Here is a 19,891-nt window from a genome sequence, read left to right as displayed (position 1 = left end):
AAATCTGACATTTCCATACCACACAAATAGCGCTTTCTTCAGATAAAAATCCGTATTTTTGCCGCTCTAAAATTTGAAGGCAACTACACTGATGTACAAGGAATATAAGCAATTAAATCTTTCGCAAACGGGAAAAGATGTACTGGAGTTCTGGCAACAGAACAACATCTTTGAGAAAAGCATCAGCAGCCGGCCGGCCAGCAATCCATATACTTTTTATGAAGGTCCGCCATCTGCAAACGGCATGCCGGGCATTCACCACGTAATGGCCCGCGCTATTAAAGATATTTTCTGTCGTTATAAAACGCTGAAAGGCTTCCAGGTAAAACGTAAAGGCGGCTGGGACACCCACGGCCTGCCAATTGAGCTGGCGGTAGAAAAATCGCTGGGTATTACCAAAGACGATATCGGTAAAAAAATATCTATTGAAGATTACAACGCCGCCTGTCGCCGTGAGGTAATGAAATATACCGACGTTTGGAACGACCTGACCGAGAAAATGGGTTACTGGGTTGATCTTGGCGATCCGTATATCACCTACAAAAACGAATACATCGAAAGCCTTTGGTGGATACTGAAAGAGCTTTACAATAAAGACCTGCTGTATAAAGGCTATACCATTCAGCCGTTTTCGCCAAAAGCAGGTACAGGGCTTAGCTCGCACGAGCTGAACCAGCCAGGTACCTACCGTATGGTAAAGGATACCACCATTGTTGCACAATTCAAGGTGAAACAGGGCGATAACACGCTGTTTGATGGTGTTGATACCGAGCTGTTCTTTTTAGCCTGGACGACCACGCCATGGACCCTGCCCTCAAACACGGCACTGGCCGTAGGCGAAAACATTGAATACGTTTTTGTAAAAACATTCAATCCATATACCCACAAGCCGGTTACCGTAATATTGGCCAGAGATCTGGTAAAGAAGTATTTCAAGGCCGAGGCTGAAAATGCATCTTTTGAAGATTATAAGGATGGCGATAAAGTTATCCCGTGGGCAATAGTTAAACAAGCAAAAGGTGCTGATCTGGTTGGTGCACATTATGAGCAGTTAATGCCGTATGTAACCAATGCCGATCTGGAGCAAAATGCTTTCCGCGTTATTGCCGGCGACTTTGTTTCTACCGAAGATGGTACCGGTATTGTGCACATCGCCCCAACTTTTGGTTCGGATGACTTTCGTGTTGCGAAGCTGAATGGGGTGCCTTCGTTACTGGTTGCCGACGAAAACGGCAAAGAAGTGCCGCTGGTTGACCGTCAGGGTCGTTTTGTTAACGAGGTGACCGACTATGCCGGTCGTTACGTAAAAGAAGAATATTATAGCGATGAAGAGCGCGCACAGCCGGATTTTAAACCGACCGATGTGCTGATCTCTATCAAGCTGAAAGAAGATAACAAAGCCTTCAACGTACAGAAATACGAGCACAGCTACCCGCATTGCTGGCGTACAGATAAGCCGATTTTGTACTATCCGCTGGATAGCTGGTTTATCCGCACCACGGTGCTGAAAGAAAAGATGGCCGAGCTGAACAAAACCATCAACTGGAAACCGGAGAGCACCGGTACTGGCCGCTTTGGTAACTGGCTGGAAAACCTGGTTGACTGGAACCTGTCGCGCTCGCGCTATTGGGGTACTCCGCTGCCTATCTGGCGCGAGGAGGGTGGTGCCGAAGAGAAATGTATCGGTTCTATAAAAGAATTGAATGCAGAGATTGAAAAATCAATAGCAGCCGGATTTATGCCTGCCGGATTTACGCTGGCCGATATGCATCGTCCTTATGTAGACGATGTGATACTTACCTCGGCTGCTGGCAAAAAAATGTTCCGCGAGCCTGATTTGATTGACGTTTGGTTTGATAGCGGCGCCATGCCTTACGCACAATGGCACTTCCCGTTTGAAGGTCAGGAAGAGTTTAAGAGCGCCTACCCGGCAGATTTTATTGCCGAAGGTGTGGATCAAACCCGTGGCTGGTTCTTTACCCTGCACGCCATTGCGGTGATGCTGAGCGAGAGCAGCGATGTGATCAAACAGATCAACGCCGAGGTAGGCAATAAGGGTATCGCCTTTAAAAACGTAGTGTCAAACGGTTTGGTGCTGGATAAAAACGGCAACAAAATGTCAAAACGTTTGGGCAACGCGGTTGATCCTTTTGATACCATTGAGAAATACAGTGCCGATGCTACCCGCTGGTACATGATCAGCAATGCATCGCCATGGGACAACCTGAAGTTTAACATGGAAGGTCTGGACGAGGTTCGCCGTAAATTCTTCGGCACGTTGTACAACACTTACTCGTTCTTTGCGCTGTATGCCAACATTGATAAATTTAATTACAGCGAGGCCGAAGTAGCGCTGAAAGACCGTCCGGAGATTGATCAGTGGATCATCTCCCTGCTCAACACCCTGAGCCAGGATGTGGATGGTTTCTACGCCGATTTTGAGCCTACCAAAGCAGCCCGCGCTATACAGGATTTTGTTGACGAACACCTGAGTAACTGGTACGTGCGTTTGAGCCGTCGCCGTTTCTGGCGTTCAGAAAACAGCGATGATAAGCTGTCGGCTTACCAAACGCTGTATACCTGTCTGGTTACTATCGCAAAATTGATGTCGCCCATAGCGCCATTCTTTGCCGAGCGTTTGTACCAGGATCTGAACAGTGTAACAGGGCAGGACGCTTATGAATCAGTCCACCTGGCAGATTTTCCGGTTTACCATATAGATCTGGTGAACAAGGAGTTGGAAGAGCGTATGCAACTGGCACAGGATATTTCGTCACTGACTTTATCGCTGCGTAAAAAGGTAAGCATCAACGTGCGTCAGCCGCTGAGCAAGATCTTGTTGCCTATTCTGAATGATCATTTCAAACAGCAGGTTGATGCCGTAAAAGAATTAATTCTTTCTGAAACCAACATTAAGGATATTGAGTATATTACCGACACGGCCGGCGTGATTAAGAAGAAGGTTAAACCCAACTTCAAGGTGCTGGGTCAGAAGGTGGGTAAGGATATGAAAGCGGTTGCCGCTGCCATAGGAAACCTTACACAGGAAGATATCGTACAACTGGAAAGCGACGGTTCGTTAGCATTGCCATACGACGGTTCGGCAGAGGCGTACTCACTACTCACCAGCGACGTAGAGATCATAGCCGAGGATGTTCCCGGATGGCAGGTTGCAAATTTGGGCAAACTAACCGTGGCTTTAGATGTTAACATAACCATCCCGCTCAAACAGGAAGGACAGGCGCGCGAGCTGATCAGCGATGTACAAGGTTTACGTAAGACAAGCGGTCTCAACGTTACAGACAAGATCAACGTTACCCTGGGTAAAGCTGATTTTCTGCGTGAGGCTGTAGATAACTATTTGTCATATATTTGCGCCGAAATTTTGGCTGATACCATTGTATTTGATGCGCAGCTAACCGAAGGCGAAAAGGCGGAGATTGACGAAAACGAAATTGTGATTGTAATTAATAAGATATAAATGAAAACCGAATCAGAAAAAACAAGATACTCTGACACCGAGTTACAGGAGTTTAAAGATATCATCTTAGAAAAACTGCGCATAGCGAAAGAAGAGTTAAGCTCTCTGGCCTCATCACTAAGCAATCCGAACGCAAACGGTACGGATGATACTGCCGGTACTTATAAAACCCTGGAAGATGGTTCTGCTACTTTAGAAAAAGAAACCATTAACCAGATGGCCGCCCGCCAGAAAAAATTCATCGAGCAGTTGGATGCTGCCCTGGTACGCATTGAAAACAAAACTTATGGCGTTTGCCGCGAAACCGGCAAACTGATTCAGAAAGAACGCCTGCGTGCCGTGCCACACACTACGCTGAGCATGGAAGCCAAACTGAAGCAATACTAGATGAAAATTGCTTACATAAAGCCCTTCGCCATTGCGCTGCTCATCATTATTGTTGATCAGCTCATTAAAATATGGGTGCACCAACACATGTATATTGGTCAGGAAATTCATTTTCTGGGCGATAAAGGCATGCTGCGCTACACCGAAAATAACGGCATGGCCTTTGGCTGGGAGCTGGGCGGTGTTAGCGGTAAACTGGCGCTCACCATTTTCCGTATTGGTGCAGTAGCTGCCATTGGTTATGGCTTGTACTATTTAATTCATCATAAATACCACCGCGGACTGATACTGAACGTTGCGCTGATATTCGCCGGTGCAGTAGGTAACATTGTAGATTCAACCTTTTATGGTGTCATTTACGGTTATGCGCCTATCTTTCAGGGCAGGGTGGTAGATATGTTTTACTTCCCGCTCATCCGCACACAATATCCGGCCTGGTTCCCGTTTTGGGGCGGCCAACCGTTCGAGTTCTTCGAGCCGATATTCAACTTTGCCGACGCTGCAATATCTGTAGGTGTAATAGCCATCCTGATTTATCAGAAACGCTATTTTAAACACGAGCCAGCGGTAGAAACCAATTTGAATAGCGAAGTGGTAGAGGAATAAAGATTAAAGATTAGACTATAGGAAAGGCGCCGTAAGGCGCCTTTTTTGTTTTTGCAGTCGCTCGCGTCTTCGCCACAGGTGTTGGGAAGATGTTAGAATCTCCTCTTGAGAGGGGGCGCGTTGACGGTGCGGCTGCAGGGGTGTGTCATTTCGCACGCATAAAGGACACGCCCCTCCACCCCTCTCAAGAGGGGAATCGCACTACTCCACCGCTTCTTTTAATCTTCCCAACACTTACAGCATCTTCGCGAGTGACGACTATCCTGCGGCCTCTGGCCGCCGCCAGGCACAATAACAGGTCATCCGAATTTGTTTTGGCCACTCTCAGGACAAGCCTGTCGCATTGCCTGACATGATGGGAGGTTAATCATTAATACTCTGCGCGAAGCGCTACCTAGCCCTCAATAATCTCTTCGGGGAAATTTAGCTCAAACGTACTGCCCACTTTTTCTTCAGACAGTACGGTTACCCGGATGTGGTGAAATTCGGTGATGGACTTTACAATAGGCAGGCCCAGCCCGAAGCTATCCTGTTGCATGGACTGGCGGAATTTTTTGAAGCGGTTGAAGATGTGTGGTAGCTGTTCTTGCTTAATGCCAATGCCCGTATCGCTTATTGCAATAATCAGGTTGTTCTTCTCGCGCCTGCCGGTTATTTTGATGGAGCCGCTCTCTACGTTGTATTTAATGGCATTGTTAACCAGGTTAAAGAACAGGTTAAACAGTAAAAACTTGTTCACTTTTACCAGGTGCACGTGGAACGGTACATCTATCTCAAAAGTGAGATTCTTCTCCTGCAGGCGGATGGAGATCTCTTCATAAACCTCGTTTAGCAGATCGGTTACCAGCACCGTATCCTCACGGATGAACTGCTCGTTCTCTATCTGTGAGATGAGCAGTAGCGTTTTGGTAATACTTTTAAGGCGGTTAAGAATGCGCTGCATTTCCAGCAGGCGGATCTTCTGCTCATCGCTCACCTCCTCGATCGAAAACATGTTCTCGATCTTTGATTGCAGGATAGAGATCGGCGTCATCAACTCGTGCGATGCGTTGGAGATGAACTCACGCTCTTTCTGGAACGTGCTCTCAATGGTTTCCATCATGCGGTTAATGCTGCTGTCCAGGTACTCAAAGTCGGATGTGGAGGTTTGTACCTTCTCATACTTCTTAAAGTGCGGAAACTTGGCCCCGACAAGCTTTGTTTTGATGATCTGTCCCAGCGGGCGCAGTACATAGTTGGAGTAGAATAAGTCGGCCAGAATGGTAAGCAGAATCATACCCAGCAATACCTCAAAGGCTAGGCTTTGCAGCGGACCGCTGGTTTCGGCAATGGTGCTGACGCTCTTGCCAATCTCCAGCAGGTAGTTCTTTTTACCGATAACGAAGGTATGACTCAAGATACGGTACTGTATGGTATCTCCCTCAACAATGCGGCGTTCGTTACGGATGGTGTCCAGCCGGTCATGAAAGGGCACAATGTCCATGCTCACATACTCCTCTTTGAGCAGGGTGTAGCTGCCGTAGCCTTCATCGTTAGTAATGTAGTATTTGATGCCGTTTTTGCGAACGGTCTGGATCACCTTGTCCTGCTGTTTACGCAGGCGGTTATCGGTGTAATTTCGGTTAATATTTTGGATAAGCGTAGGTAGCAGCGCCACAAATAGCAGCACTATCACCAGTTTAGATACGGCGTTAAATAAGGTAAGTTTGGTTTGAAGTTTCACTCACTTACAAATTGATCCGGTAGCCCAGGCCGCGCACGGTCTCCAACCACTCGGGCGATTCATACACGTTCAGCTTTTTACGGATGTTTTTGATATGCGCATCAATATAATTGCTGTCATAATCATCATTAACCACGCTGCCCCAAATATGTTCGCTCAATTGCGGCCGGGTTAACGTACGGTTTTTGTGCAGTATCATGTAAGCAATCAGGTCAAACTCCTTTTTGGTTACCGCGCTGATGATGGTATTGTTGTATGAAATATGCCTGTCGGTAAGGTTTACCACAAAGTTACCCAAGTGTACCAGGTGATGTTTCAGCCCGAATTTTCTTCGAAGGATAGCCTGCATGCGGCTTTGCAATTCCATTAATGAGAAGGGTTTGGGCAGATAATCATCGGCGCCCATATCCAGGCCGGTAATGCGGTCGTTCACCTCGGCGCGGGCAGTCAGAATGATGCAGGCGGCCTCGGGGTTATCGCGTTTAGCCTCTTTAAGCAGGTCAAGCCCGTCATAATCAGGCAAACCCAGGTCAATCAAAATAAAATCATACTGATTGGTGGCAATCTTTTCAGATGCCGATACCCCATCGTAACAAGTTTCGCACAGGAAATTGTTGCCGCTCAGAAAAATTTCCAGTTCGCGGGCCAGTGCCTTTTCATCTTCAACAATCAGAACGTTCATTTAATAAAACAAGTAATAAAAAGTCAGATTCAGAAAAAACTCCTTACGGTTGCGTATGTTACCATCCACATTTACAGGGATAGAGTATTTGGGGCTTACCTCAAACGTATAATGCGGCCTGTTGTAGGCAATGGGTAATTTAAAGCTATAGTTAAGCACATTCAGATCGCGGTTAGGGTAATGATCATTAGGTGCAATCATGCCAATCAATCCACCATCGGCATTGGTGTAGTTCTCCACAAACTTTTGCGTACCGATGATCATGCTCACGCCCGGGTTAAACGTCAGGTAATCTTTGTTATCAAAAATACCAAAGCTGGTTTCAATGTTACGTGAGATGCTGGGCGTCAGAAAGATGTCTGTCGTTTTGCCAAACAGGTAATCAAAAGAAATGCTGGTTTTGATAAACTTCCAGTCGTAACTATTCTTAAAGTCGATATCGTTAGTGGCTGCCGATTTGATCACCTGTGCCTGGCGATTAAAAAAGAAACGCGTATAACTGATAGAACCGGACGATCGCTTGGTTAAATGATATACGTAACCGCCGCCCACATCAACCTCATCCAGTTTAGGATATGAGCCTGATACCTTCCAGACAGAGCTGTAAGCAAAAAAGCCCGATTTAGAGTTATAGATCAGATCGGCAGTATAAAAAGGATAACGCTGGGTACTGGTACGGCCAAAGAAAACCACATCGCTGCCATAGGTAATGCCTACAGAAACAGACTGTTTGCGCACCAGCGTATCGGTGTCGGCCACCATAGTGCGGTCTGTGCCGTCGTCTATGAGCAAATGCTTATAGCCGGCTTTGCAGTGCAATGCTGTTAGGATAAATAAGAGTGTCGAAAGATACTTCATTAATCGGCGGCTTTGTAAATATATTAATTATCGTTTCTTCTTGGTATTTCAGGAGGTCTTTCCATACCGTCAGGCCTGCGCTCACGTTTTGGCTTGGCATCTGGTTTGGGTGGGGTGTTGTCGTCAACCTTTTCAGGCTTGGGCTGTTTTTTGGCCTTGTTCACCTCTTTCACCTTGCCGTCTGTTTTGGCGGTGCTTTTAAGCGTTTTGATGGTATCAGCAACCAGGGCATGATCAGCCGCGCCGCCATTTAATGCAGGCGGAATTGTGAAAACACCAGTTGCATGCGCACGGCCGGGCTGGGCCAGCAGCAAGCATGGCGTTAACACCAATACCAAAACTATATACCTAAAACACCGGGCCATTTTGCCAATAAGCAGACGCTGTCATTTCTTTCCTCAAAGAAAAGAATTTGTAGCTGCGTCTTAATGAATACACGTTAAAAAATTTTATTACAAAGCCTTTGCAAGTAAAAACAGCGCACCTTACGGATGCGCTGCCTGTTTTATATAACAAAGGGGAATATTTAAAGGGCAGTACAAACTGCCTCAGATTATACAATTTCGTTTAATACCATGTGGCGCGATGCAAATACCTGGTCATACTCGTCAACAAATACACAGGCAATTTGCTGCAGCCGGTTAACCAGTTCTGTGCCTACGCTAACGCCAAGCATAATAATAGGGTTAGTAAGTGCACCTGCCAGCTCTGCACTTGGGCTCATTACGCAAACGCTTTTGGCGCCACCGGCCAGCTCATTCTGGCGGTTTACAGAAGTAGCTATCGCCATATTGCTGATGCTGTAATCGGCATAAGGTTGTTCGCACTGTTCAGGATCTGCACTGGCAATGGTCCAATCAGAACCATCGGGCTGCATGCCCCAGGTAACCAGGCTGCCACCAGCATTAATCACACCGTTGCTAACACCTTCAATCTGCATTACATATTTAGCACGGTCTGCCGCATAGCCTGTAGCTACACCGCCAAAATACAGGCGCATGCCTTTGTTTTTCAGAAACACAGTATGCTCTGTAACACTCAGCATCACATTAGCGTAGCCAGAGTTAGTGCCGTAAGTAATATCAAAAGCGCCTTGAGTAAGCTCGGCAATTTCGAGCGAGCGCTGGATCAGTTTAAATAGCTCGCCGCTCACTTTTACGGGGGCAACGCCGGCATTGTGGTTAATGCGATTAATCTGGCTGTCTTCGCTCAGGGTGGTTAATAACTTATCAACCCGTTTAATTTCGGCAAGGGCGCTGTTAATACGCTCAATAGCCCAGGCGGCTTCAGTGCTCACAACCGTCAGCTCAAAATGCGTACCCATCAATGTCGCCTCGTGGCGGTGAACTGCTGCCTTGCTGATTAAATTTTTAACGGCCTGCATATCAAAATAATTAAGTAAATATTACCACCCCGCTATTGCCTTAACACTGTTAACAATACGCTAACAATATCGAAAGTAGGTGGTAATCATGAAATTGAGATGAAATGCCCCTGCCGATGTTATGGCTTCATTAAAACTTCATTAAGAATGCCTGCTTAGATCCTCTGAAAAGGAGAGGGCTTTTCCCAGCTTTTGGATAATAACTTTAAAGCCCCTCCGCTTTTAGAGAGGGGGTGGGGATGAGGTTTTTTTCCTATTTTTGTTGCCACTGTTACATATTTTCATGAGCGAGGAAAGATCATTAAACTTTATAGAAGAAATTGTAGAAGAAGATATCCGCGAGGGTAAGCATGGCGGCCGTGTGTTAACGCGTTTCCCGCCAGAGCCTAACGGGTACCTGCATATTGGTCATGCCAAGTCTATCTGCTTAAACTTTGGATTGGCCAATAAATACGGTGGAAAAACCAACCTGCGTTTTGACGACACCAACCCTGTTAAAGAGGATACAGAATATGTAGATAGCATTAAAGCCGATGTGAAATGGCTGGGGTTTGACTGGGCCGAGGAGCTTTACGCGTCTGACTATTTCGATAAACTTTATGAGTTTGCCGTTGAGCTGATTAAAAAAGGCCTGGCTTATGTTGATGACAGTACGGCCGAGGAAATTGCTGCGCAGAAAGGTACCCCAACCGAGCCGGGTGTTGGCAACGCCTATCGTAACCGCAGTGTTGAAGAAAACCTGCAGCTGTTTGCCGAAATGAAAGACGGCAAATATGCTGATGGCGAGAAAGTGTTGCGCGCTAAGGTTGATCTGGCATCACCAAATATGCACCTGCGCGACCCGCTGATGTATCGTATCAGGCACGCGCATCACCACCGTACCGGCGATAAATGGTGCATTTACCCGATGTATGATTTTGCCCACGGCCAGAGTGATGCCATTGAAGAGATTACCCACTCGGTTTGTACGCTGGAGTTTATTCCGCATCGTGCATTATATGACTGGTTTATAGAGAAGCTGGATTTGTTTGACTCGCACCAGTACGAGTTTGCCCGTTTAAACATGACCTATACCGTAATGAGCAAGCGCAAGCTGCTGCAACTGGTAGACGAAGGCCATGTGGAGGATTGGGACGATCCGCGCATGCCAACCATCAGCGGTATGCGTCGCCGTGGTTATCCTGCTGCTGCCATTCGTGAGTTTTGCGAGCGTATTGGCGTGGCCAAGCGCGAGAACATGATTGACCTGAGCCTGCTGGAGTTCTGCGTGCGCGAGCAACTGAACAAAAGCGCCTGGCGCCGTATGGCCGTACTCGATCCCATTAAACTGGTGATTACTGATTATCCGGAAGATAAAACCGAGATATTCAGCGTCGAGAATAATCCGGAGGCCGAAGGTGGCGATGGTAAGCGCGATATTCCATTTAGCCGTGAGGTGTGGATTGAGCGTGAAGATTTTATGGAAGTGCCACCAAAGAAATTCTTCCGACTGGGTGTTGGTCTGATGGTGCGTTTAAAAGGTGCTTATATTGTTAAATGCCATGATTTTGTGAAAGATGCCGATGGCAATGTAACCGAGGTGCATTGTACGCATATTCCAGAGTCGCAATCGGGTAATGACACCAGCGGCATCAACGTAAAAGGCACCATCCATTGGGTGAGTGTGCCTCACGCTAAAACGGCCGAGGTGCGCCAGTATGAACGTCTGTTCAAAGTAGAAGATCCAAGTAATGAAGACGGCGATTTTAAAGAGTACCTGAACCCAGACAGCTTGCAGATCATCGAAACAGCCTACATTGAGCCCGACCTGATGAATGCCGAAGCCGGCACCGCCATCCAGTTTATGCGCAAAGGCTACTTTACCCTGGATAAACACTCAACCGCAGACAAACTGGTGTTTAACCGCACCGTGACCCTGAAAGATGGCTGGGGATTTAAAGGGTGATAATAAGATTGGAGACTAAATATTAGAATTTATAAGAAAGGCGCCGTAAGGCGCCTTTTGTTTTTTTTAAGTCATCCCGAACTTGTTTCGGGAACTCTCTGGACAATCCTGACGATAAGCTAAGCAGTTGGGGTGCCGAAACAAGTTCGGCATGACCTGACATAAACAAAGCTATCCTGTAAATCTCCAAAATTCAATGAATTCTGGTTCAGATATCCTGGTGCATCCTTACGGAAACTTATAAATCACACCCAGTGCCAAACCTTCCGTAGCCTGTATCTTTTTAGACTGATCATTGTCAAACAATGCCGTGCCGGTCACATTTACATTGATAAGCCTGTTTACTTTGGCAATCAGCGTAGCATCCAAACGGTGGTCAATATTAATCATACCACGACCGTAAGGAATGAAACCCTGGTAACGCGTGTTTAAATGCAGGTTGGGCATAATGTCTTTATCATACACGGCTACCACCTGAAAGGCCAGTTCGTTCTTGAAGGTTTTGCCCGGGGCCAGGCCGTAATTAGCCGCTATGTTTTTGTATAGGGTATCATTACGCAAAATGGTTTGACGGGCGGTACCGGTACCAATACGTAAATCGAAAGACGTGTTTGGCTTATACTCAATACCGAATGACTCGGTAACGTAGCCGGGCGCCATAAACTCAGAGATAAGCAATGGTTTAGCCAGCGCAGCGCCGGCTCCATCTACGTATTGATAGCCATTACCAAACTGCGTTTCAATAGTTACCGAACCGAAGATAAACCAGCTTTTAGATAGTTGCGAGGCTATCTTGTTATCAATAAACAGGCGGTCATTTGTTTTCCGGGCAACCTGACCTTTGTTGGCTACCATGCCATATTGTGCAAGCAATTCGCCGGTATAATCAAACGGGGCTTTGCTGTATTCGGTCTTGTAATCAAAGTTACCACCCAAAGCCAGCGAGCTTACGCCACCACTGGCCCAGTTATTACTAAAGGCAGATTGATTAAGGTTTAACCCAATCACCACCCATTTGCGCCAGTAATTAACCTTATAATCCAACATTGATACTGGCACCTGTTCTTCTTGTACTTGCAGGGGCCTAACACGTACGGGCAGCGCATTCCGGCGCGGTTCAATGCGGTAGCGGTTAAGCAGGTTGGTGTCAATTTTAATGCTGTCTGTTCTTACAGAATCGGCGTTTTGGGCAAAAACGGTTGCCCATAGACAGGTAAACGCGATGATGAGCAATGAGCGCGTAGCTTGTTGTATCATAGTGGCAAAGAAAAGCAAAAAAGCATAAAGGTGGAAGTAAAAGCTTGCAGCCGAAGGTATATGTTGATACGCAGCTGCTTATCGCAATAACGATAAAATGTTTGCTAAGGTATAGGCGGCCCGCCTTGCGGCGTAATTAAAGTTGGCAAACCATAAACATGCGGATTGCGCAGATATCGCTTCAGATTGGTACGGATGGAGGCAATAAATTCATACTGATTGGCCGTAGTGACCAGGTAATACCCCGGCCGGTACTTAATCATAAAGTCTGATAATTGCGGATCTTTCAATCCGGTAATGCTGGCCACAAAAGTTTTATTGAAGCGATAGTTAATAATATCTTCATGATAATCGCGCTCAATTACCTCGCGCAAGCGGGCAGCGTTCCGGCCGCTTCTACTAATGGAGTTCCATATCGCGTCTATACTCAAACCTGCGCCCAGGCCAGGAGTAGAAGTAAGTATATCGCTGTAAGCATTAGATCCATAAGCCTTGCTGTATTCCTTTTTTACAGCCAGGTATCTTTTCTGCGGAGTTTGTGCCGTGTCGGTAATGGTTACCTGTTTAAGCGCAATGGCTGTCGGCTTTAGGTAAACAATAAGACTGTTGCCCGTGGGCACACGCACCGTATCTGGGAAATAGCCGGTTTTGGTAATAATCAGCTGGTCATTATTCTGTACGCTGATCTTAAACTCGGCTTTCAGCGTGTTGTAAACCGATTCTTTGGTGCGCGTGTTCTGCACGTTTACCTTGGCAATGCGCTCGTTGGTGTTTTTATCATACACCACGCCATCCAGCATGCGCTGTTGCGCCAGTGCGGGGAGGGAGGTGATCAATACTATGATAAATAACCAGAGCTTCTTCATTCGGGGTGTAAAGCTAAACGTTAGCTGTTGCTTGCTATTACAATTTAACAAATATTAACACGGTTGGATTAATGGAGGAGGTGAAAATTGTTTGAGTGAAGGGGGATGATGGTCATGTCATGCTGAGGAACGAAGCATCTGTGAGGATGGTCCTATTTGCTTGTCCTCAGAGATGCTTCGTTCCTCAGCATGACATGTTGGAAGGGATTCGATAAATCGTTTCGCTCCTTGCAATGGCATTGACGGCATTCTTACTTCGCCACCACCAATTGCTGACCAATCTTAATATTGTTATCGGCCATGTTGTTGAGTGCTTTCAGCTCATCCACAGATAAGCCGAAGCGTTTAGAGATGTTAAATAGCGTATCGCCGGTTTTAACGGTGTACAGATTGTTGCCTGGGGTTGATCTCGTCAGCGAGTCTTTGGTTGCCTGACCAATGTTTTGGTTTATCTGTGCCAGTACACGGTCTTCACGTTTGATTTTTTGGATGTCACTTTCAGATCGATCATACTGATCAAGATGATAACGCTGGATGATACCGATCAGCAGATCCGGATATTTGGGGTTGGTGGCGTAACCGGCATCTTTCAGCCCGTGCGCCCAGCCTACGTAATCGTTTTTGTCCAGTTCAAATAGCTTGGCGTAGCGCTTGCGTTTCAGAAACTCAGAATGATCGCGGAAGGAATCCTCAGGATGATCATACACGCGGAAACATTCGTTATGCGCATCATCATCCTTAAAATAGTTTTTACCGTTCCAGTCGCTGGTGCATTTAATGCCAAAGTGGTTGTTGGCTACGCGGGCAAGCTCGCCATTGCCGTTGCCACTTTCAAATAGCCCTTGTGCCAGGGTAATGCTGGCGGGGATGCCATACAGGTTCATTTCCTGCACAGCTATAGGCTTAAAGCGATCTATATATTGCTGCACGCTATAGGTAGGATAGCTTGAAATGGCATCGCGGTTTTGCTTTTGTATGCGCGCGTTGTTACGGCGGGCATCGCCATTAGAGATGGTGTTGCGGTGAGGCGTACAAGCTTGCAGGCACCATAGCAACAACAAAGCAAGAGCCCAACGGCCCGGTAAGTATGGCTGAGATTTGCTGGCTGTCATTGAGCCAAACATAAGCTTTTTTGTGAATTATTATTGAGCTTGCGCCAGTTTAGTAGTTGTACTGTCGGTTTTGCTGTCAAACAGGTTGAGCTTGTATTTTTCAATAATAGCCAAAACCTGTGCACCCCATTTACGGCTGCCGGCATAGCCACTGCGCTGGATGCCTTTTACCCAAGCTGTATAATCAAGCGGGTCAAGCTCGCTCAGGCGACTGAATTTTTTGCGCTCGGTAAGTACCCGGGCAAAGTCTTCGAACGATTCCATGATCGAGTCGTACTTTTTATATTCAGTGCGTACCTTCTTTTTGTTTTTGTAGTAAACGTTGGTGGTGTTGCCCTTCATGCCAAACTGGTTGTTCAGCTTGCGGGCTATGTTGCTGTTGCCGCAACCGCTCTCGTGCATGGCTACACCCAAAATAATGCTGGCTGGGATGCCGCTTTGGTGCATTAGGGCTATGGCGTTCTCTTTAAATTGCTCGATGTACGATTGCGAAGTGTTTTTTTCTTGTGCTGAAGCAGCAAAGGTTGAACCTAACAGGAATAGGAACAGTAACGTTTTCTTCATAATTTACTTTTTTCTGATGAGCAGTATGCCATCGCGCACGGGCAGTATTAATTTTTCTACCCTGGCATCGGCGGCCACTTTTTCATTGAGCTTGCGGATCAGTTGGGTATCGGTGTCTTTAGCGTCGCCATACACCTTTCCTTTCCACAAAACATTATCAATTATAATTAAACCTCCCGGTCTTACTTTTTCAAGTATGAGTTCAAAGTAAAGTAAATTATTCTTTTTATCGGCATCAATAAACACCAGATCAAATACTTCGGTGGCAAAATCGGCTATTACGGCCTCTGCGGCGCCAATATGCAGTCTGATCTTTTTTTCCACATTTGTGGATTGAAAGTTGCGCAGCAGCATTTCTTCCATCTCCGGGTTTACCTCAATGGTGTGGATAATTCCATCTTCGGTAAGCCCTTCGGCCAGGCAAATAGTGGCATAACCGGTAAAGGTGCCAATCTCTAAAGCCAGCTTTGGCTGCATTATTTTGCTCAGCATACTCAGCAAACGGCCCTGGTAATGGCCCGAGAGCATGTGCGGTTTCAGCACTTTCAGATATGTTTCCCGGTTGATCTTTTGCAGCGCCTCTGGCTCGGCATCCACATGGGTGTCGAGGTAGGCTTGCAGATCATCTGGTAATATTTCTAACATGCTGTTTTACTTTGAACGGCGGCAAAGATAAGCATTTTAAAAAATATGGGTGGCGCGGGATGGTTGGTGGTGGCGATATAACGTCATCCCGAACTTGTTTCGGGATCCCACATGCCAGGTTAGTCTGGTAAATTGATTTGCATGTGGGGTGCCGAAACAAGTTCGGCATGACGTATTAATAGCAAACAACAAACGCCTGCTCTGGAGCGGGTGTTTGTTGTAGCCCCCTCTCCTTTGGAGAGGGCAGGGGTGAGGCCCTTTTACACTACAGCCGATCTTCTGATCAAGCCCAGCAGGAATGCGATAATGGCAATAACTAACAGTACATGTATAAGTCCAGTGGCTGAATACATGAATACGCCCAATGCCCATCCGATGATGAGGATAACGGCGATGATATACAATAGCGATCTCATGGTAGATTGTGTTTTAGTTAAATAATTATACACGCTAGTAATACAATCCCTGTGCCAGACTGAACGATTTCTGGTTTTTAACTCAAAACGGAGTAATTGGGATACCTCATCCCGCCTGAATTTTGCATTTTTGCAGCATGACAACTACCACTCCCAAAGCCCTCATTTTTGATCTTAACGGCACCATGATTAACGATATGGATTTCCACAGTCGCGCATGGTATCATTTGCTGAATGATGAGCTGGGCGGAAATTTCACCTGGAAAGAGGTGAAGCAAAATATGTACGGTAAAAACCCCGAGTTGCTGGTGCGCATGTTCGGTCCGGACAGGTTTACCCAGGCCGAGATGGAAACGCTATCGGTAGAAAAAGAAAAACGTTACCAAAAAGAGTACCTGCCGCAACTGACGCTATTGCCGGGTTTAATGGAGTTTTTAGAGAAAGCCCATCAGGCAGGCATCCCTATGGCTATCGGCTCAGCGGCCATTCCTTTTAATATTGATTTTGTGTTGGATAATCTGAACATTCGCCACTATTTCAAAGCCATTGTTAGCGCAGATGATGTCCTGCTCAGCAAACCACACCCCGAAACGTATTTAAAAGTAGCTGCCATGCTGCAGGTAAACCCTGCCGATTGCCTGGTATTTGAAGATGTGCCTAAAGGCGGCGAAGCAGCCAATAACGCAGGTATGAAGTGTGTGATCTTAACTACTACGCACGAGGAGCATGAGTTTAAATACCTACCCAACGTGCTGCACTTTGCGGCGGATTTTACGGGAGAGTATTTTGATGAGTTGGTGTGATCTTTCATAAAGCTTGTCATTCCGAACGAACTTGAAGAGATTGTGTAATGGGGTGAGGAGGAATCTTGTACGTGCGATATGGCGACTTGCAATGTAAATCACTTTGCAGTCGTATAAGATTTCTCGTCGCGCAACACAACATTCCTGCCCTTCGCTCGCTCGAAATGACAATCTTCTATAGAACAAGAAAGCCTGCTCAATTGAGCAGGCTTCCTTGTTCTATTAAACTCCCGTTCCTTTGTCCGAAGGACTACTTAGGAGAAGAGAGGAGGGTGAGGCCTCTTAGAAAAATTTAAAGCCGACACTCAGTGCCCATAGGTTAGGTCGCTGACCGTAGCTGTCGTTAATTTTGGTCAATGCCCCTTCATAACGTAAGTCGGCGGTGATGGCGCCTATATCAACACCGGCACCGGCCTGGTAACCCAGGGTGCTTTTTTTGTAGTTGCCAAAATCAACAAGGGCGCCGTTAAAGTTATCAGAGAAACTTTGGTTTTTGCTCATGTTATAGCTGTAGATCGGGCCAGCCATAACACGCAGGTTCACTTTATCGGTACCTACTACGCGGCCGCCTAATAATAAAGGCACGTTAAGGGTGGTAAAGGTTACCTTGCCGCTCACAGTATTGTTATCGTTTTGAAACTTACCGCCGCGACTGCCTACATAAACCTCTGGCTGCAGGTAAACGGCGCCACCAAAACGGGCAAACAAACCCGCCTGGTAACCGGTAGTGGTTGATTCTTTTAGATTGTCGGTATTAATTTTAGAGAAGTTTACCCCGCCCTTAATACCTAAATTAAACTGAGCTTTAGCGCTGATGCTTACCGCCACCAGCATTGCTATACTTAATAAGATCTTTTTCATAATGTAGATTGTTAAATTAATTTGGCAATAAAACTCGGTTTTATAACCATTTATTGTAGCGGGGATATTACAAAGGTCTTGCCAGTTTTTTAAGCCACCCTCTCTAAATCTGCCCAGAAAAGGGTGCTTTGACTTTAATAGTTGCTAATCTTTTAAAAATCCTCCCTTTCGGGGAAGGTTGGGAGGGGTTGATATTTTTTATACTTTTGCACACAAATTGTATCCTTTTTAAAACAATGGCAGAGATCAGCATCAGCAATAAAGACTGGCCGCGCGTTAAGATCAAACTTCAGCGCAAGTACAACCATTTAACCGACGAGCAGTTGCAGTATACCGAGGGGCAGGAAGAAGGCCTGATCAGCAAGCTGGAAACATTGGTTAACCGCGACCGTAAATACGTGGTTTTCACCCTGAAGAAAGCGTTGGTTAATATCGACAACAACCGCCTGTAATCTTTTATTGCTGGTTAATAAAACCGTTATGCTTTTTTGTATCTTTATCTTTACGCGATAAAGGCGCTCTACAATGAAAAGGATAGCGAGTACTCCAAAAAGATTTTTACGTGTTGGGTTGATAGGTGCAGGCGTGGCCGCGATGGCCTTAACCCTGTGGAGCTTTGACGATGATTTGTTCCAGATCTCTAAAAACCTGGACGTGTTTACATCGGTATATAAAGAAGTGAACATCAACTATGTTGATGATATCAACCCGGCCAAAATGATCAAGAACGGTGTGGATGCCATGCTGGACGGCCTTGATCCCTATACCGAGTTTGTTCCCGAATCTGAGATTGAAGATTATAAGCTGCACTACGTAAGCACACAATACGGTGGTATTGGCGCCGGTATTTTTGTGCGCGAGAAGAAAGTATACGTGTCCGACGTATTCAAGGGCTTCCCCGCTCAAAAGGCAGATGTACGTGCCGGCGATCAATTGCTGAAAATAAACGATGTTGACCTGAACGGTAAAGACAATGATCAGGTAAGTCAACTGCTTAAAGGTCCAAAAGGTGCCTCCATTAAATTGTTGATCCAGCGCGAGGGTGCGCCGCAGCCGATAGAGAAAAGTCTGCTGCGCGAGGAGATCAAACAGCCTAATGTAAGTTACTATGGTATGGTTGATGGTAACATGGGTTACATCAAGCTAGATAAATTCCTGGAAAACTCTGCTGAAGAGGTGACCAACGCCCTGGCTGCACTGAAAAAGCAAAACCCTAGTGGTATCATTCTGGATCTGCGTTCAAACGGCGGCGGAATTTTGCAGGAGGCTGTAAAAATTGTGAACCTGTTTGTGCCAAAAGGGGTAGAAGTGGTATCGCAAAAAGGAAAGATCAAAGAGAAAAACTACACCTATCATACCGAGAATACCCCCATGGAGCCTGATCTGCCGCTGGTGGTGTTGGTAAACGGGCGCTCGGCATCCGCGTCGGAGATTACTGCCGGTGCACTGCAAGATCTGGATCGCGCGGTGGTTATTGGTCAGCGCAGTTATGGTAAAGGTTTGGTGCAACAAACTTTTAATCTGCCTTATAATAGCCTGGTGAAAATTACCATTGCCAAATACTTTATTCCGTCAGGCAGATGCGTGCAGGAGATTGATTACGCGCACCGCAAAGAAGACGGTAGCCTGAGCAAAGTGGCCGACTCGATGATGCACGAGTTTAAAACCAAAGATGGTCGCTCCGTATATGATGGTAGTGGTGTTTACCCTGATCTTCCGGTTAAACAAGAAAAATTTGCAGAGATTACCCAAACCCTCATCGGCAAACTGCTCATTTTTGATTATGCTAATAAATATAAGGCGGCACACGCTACCATCGCGCCAGCAAAAACTTTTACTTTAAGCGATGGTGAGTACGATGCCTTTGTAAAATATCTTGCCGGTAAAAACTACACCTATAGTACCACCACAGAAAAAGTGCTCACCGCGCTAAAAACTGAGGCCGACAAAGATAAATCGCTCAGCCAGATTCAGGCCGAGTATGATGCGCTGAAGAATAAATTACTCGCCAGTAAGAAGAATGACCTACAACTGCATAAGGAAGAGATTAAGGAAGTGCTGGAAAGCGAGATTGTAGCGCGCTATTATTATGAAAGCGGCAGGTACGAAAACAATTTCAGACACGATGACGAGCTGGCCAAAGCCGTAAAGACCATGCAGGACAAAGCACTTGTAGATAACATTCTGAAAGGTGTGGGTAGCTATAAGGTAATAGGTAAACCGGAACTGGCTATAGCAAATGCTAAAAAAGATTCAGACGACGATAATTGATATTGGCCTGGCGGAACGCTTATATAATCG

General features: G+C 46.2%; 19 protein-coding genes. 7 read left to right on the top strand and 12 right to left on the bottom strand.

The window, feature by feature from the left end:
- The first annotated feature begins 91 nt into the window (after positions 1–91).
- The 3 genes from ileS to ABZR88_RS19200 are packed head-to-tail and all read left to right on the top strand — an operon-like array spanning position 92 to position 4,474.
- On the top strand, positions 92–3,481 hold the full coding sequence (gene ileS / locus ABZR88_RS19210; RefSeq protein ID WP_107827577.1) for an isoleucine--tRNA ligase: 3,390 nt from the start codon (positions 92–94) through the stop codon (positions 3,479–3,481).
- Positions 3,482–3,868, top strand: a complete 387-nt coding sequence (locus ABZR88_RS19205) for a TraR/DksA C4-type zinc finger protein (protein ID WP_107827576.1) — start codon at positions 3,482–3,484, stop codon at positions 3,866–3,868.
- Complete coding sequence (locus tag ABZR88_RS19200) at positions 3,869–4,474, top strand: lipoprotein signal peptidase (RefSeq protein ID WP_107827575.1); 606 nt, start codon at positions 3,869–3,871, stop codon at positions 4,472–4,474. It abuts the gene before it with no gap.
- A gap of 394 nt (positions 4,475–4,868) precedes the next feature.
- On the opposite strand, the gene ABZR88_RS19195 is transcribed toward ABZR88_RS19200, so the two are convergent.
- From ABZR88_RS19195 to ABZR88_RS19175, 5 genes are all read right to left on the bottom strand, one after another.
- Complete coding sequence (locus tag ABZR88_RS19195) at positions 4,869–6,197, bottom strand: HAMP domain-containing sensor histidine kinase (RefSeq protein ID WP_107827574.1); 1,329 nt, start codon at positions 6,195–6,197, stop codon at positions 4,869–4,871.
- Positions 6,198–6,201: 4 nt separating this feature from the next.
- Positions 6,202–6,879, bottom strand: coding sequence for a response regulator transcription factor (locus ABZR88_RS19190; protein WP_107827573.1), 678 nt, complete (start codon positions 6,877–6,879; stop codon positions 6,202–6,204).
- Positions 6,880–7,737: a hypothetical protein gene (locus ABZR88_RS19185; RefSeq protein WP_146166490.1), complete on the bottom strand. Its 858-nt coding sequence runs from the start codon at positions 7,735–7,737 to the stop codon at positions 6,880–6,882.
- 23 nt (positions 7,738–7,760) lie between these two features.
- Positions 7,761–8,066, bottom strand: a complete 306-nt coding sequence (locus ABZR88_RS19180) for a hypothetical protein (protein ID WP_369434699.1) — start codon at positions 8,064–8,066, stop codon at positions 7,761–7,763.
- Positions 8,067–8,290: 224 nt separating this feature from the next.
- Positions 8,291–9,121: an FAD:protein FMN transferase gene (locus tag ABZR88_RS19175; protein ID WP_107827569.1), complete on the bottom strand. Its 831-nt coding sequence runs from the start codon at positions 9,119–9,121 to the stop codon at positions 8,291–8,293.
- Between the two features lie 283 nt (positions 9,122–9,404).
- Between ABZR88_RS19175 and ABZR88_RS19170 the strand changes: the two genes are divergently transcribed.
- Positions 9,405–11,066, top strand: a complete 1,662-nt coding sequence (locus ABZR88_RS19170) for a glutamine--tRNA ligase/YqeY domain fusion protein (RefSeq protein ID WP_107827568.1) — start codon at positions 9,405–9,407, stop codon at positions 11,064–11,066.
- 228 nt (positions 11,067–11,294) lie between these two features.
- Here the strand turns inward: ABZR88_RS19170 and ABZR88_RS19165 are convergent, their stop codons facing one another.
- From ABZR88_RS19165 to ABZR88_RS19140, 6 genes are all read right to left on the bottom strand, one after another.
- The gene (locus ABZR88_RS19165; protein ID WP_245917001.1) at positions 11,295–12,323 is read right to left on the bottom strand and encodes a DUF3078 domain-containing protein; all 1,029 of its coding nucleotides are present in this window, start codon (positions 12,321–12,323) and stop codon (positions 11,295–11,297) included.
- Between the two features lie 104 nt (positions 12,324–12,427).
- Positions 12,428–13,189: a hypothetical protein gene (locus tag ABZR88_RS19160; protein WP_107827567.1), complete on the bottom strand. Its 762-nt coding sequence runs from the start codon at positions 13,187–13,189 to the stop codon at positions 12,428–12,430.
- A gap of 251 nt (positions 13,190–13,440) precedes the next feature.
- Positions 13,441–14,301, bottom strand: a complete 861-nt coding sequence (locus ABZR88_RS19155; RefSeq protein ID WP_107827566.1) for a glucosaminidase domain-containing protein — start codon at positions 14,299–14,301, stop codon at positions 13,441–13,443.
- Between the two features lie 30 nt (positions 14,302–14,331).
- Complete coding sequence (locus ABZR88_RS19150; protein WP_107827565.1) at positions 14,332–14,865, bottom strand: glucosaminidase domain-containing protein; 534 nt, start codon at positions 14,863–14,865, stop codon at positions 14,332–14,334.
- Between the two features lie 3 nt (positions 14,866–14,868).
- Positions 14,869–15,510, bottom strand: coding sequence for an O-methyltransferase (locus ABZR88_RS19145; protein ID WP_107827564.1), 642 nt, complete (start codon positions 15,508–15,510; stop codon positions 14,869–14,871).
- A 260-nt stretch (positions 15,511–15,770) separates the two neighbouring features.
- The gene (locus ABZR88_RS19140) at positions 15,771–15,926 is read right to left on the bottom strand and encodes a lmo0937 family membrane protein (protein WP_107827563.1); all 156 of its coding nucleotides are present in this window, start codon (positions 15,924–15,926) and stop codon (positions 15,771–15,773) included.
- A 137-nt stretch (positions 15,927–16,063) separates the two neighbouring features.
- Between ABZR88_RS19140 and ABZR88_RS19135 the strand changes: the two genes are divergently transcribed.
- Positions 16,064–16,729, top strand: a complete 666-nt coding sequence (locus ABZR88_RS19135) for an HAD family phosphatase (RefSeq protein WP_107827562.1) — start codon at positions 16,064–16,066, stop codon at positions 16,727–16,729.
- Positions 16,730–17,011: 282 nt separating this feature from the next.
- Here the strand turns inward: ABZR88_RS19135 and ABZR88_RS19130 are convergent, their stop codons facing one another.
- The gene (locus tag ABZR88_RS19130) at positions 17,012–17,590 is read right to left on the bottom strand and encodes a porin family protein (protein WP_107827561.1); all 579 of its coding nucleotides are present in this window, start codon (positions 17,588–17,590) and stop codon (positions 17,012–17,014) included.
- 236 nt (positions 17,591–17,826) lie between these two features.
- Between ABZR88_RS19130 and ABZR88_RS19125 the strand changes: the two genes are divergently transcribed.
- Entirely contained in the window at positions 17,827–18,042 is a 216-nt protein-coding gene (locus tag ABZR88_RS19125) for a hypothetical protein (protein WP_107827560.1), read from the top strand.
- A 73-nt stretch (positions 18,043–18,115) separates the two neighbouring features.
- Positions 18,116–19,861: a S41 family peptidase gene (locus ABZR88_RS19120; protein WP_107827559.1), complete on the top strand. Its 1,746-nt coding sequence runs from the start codon at positions 18,116–18,118 to the stop codon at positions 19,859–19,861.
- The last annotated feature ends 30 nt before the right edge of the window (positions 19,862–19,891 follow it).

The organism is Mucilaginibacter yixingensis (assembly GCF_041080815.1).
GTDB lineage: Bacteria > Bacteroidota > Bacteroidia > Sphingobacteriales > Sphingobacteriaceae > Mucilaginibacter > Mucilaginibacter yixingensis.
The sequence above is the reverse complement of the archived record's forward strand: the minus strand, read 5'-3'. Positions and strand labels throughout refer to the sequence as shown.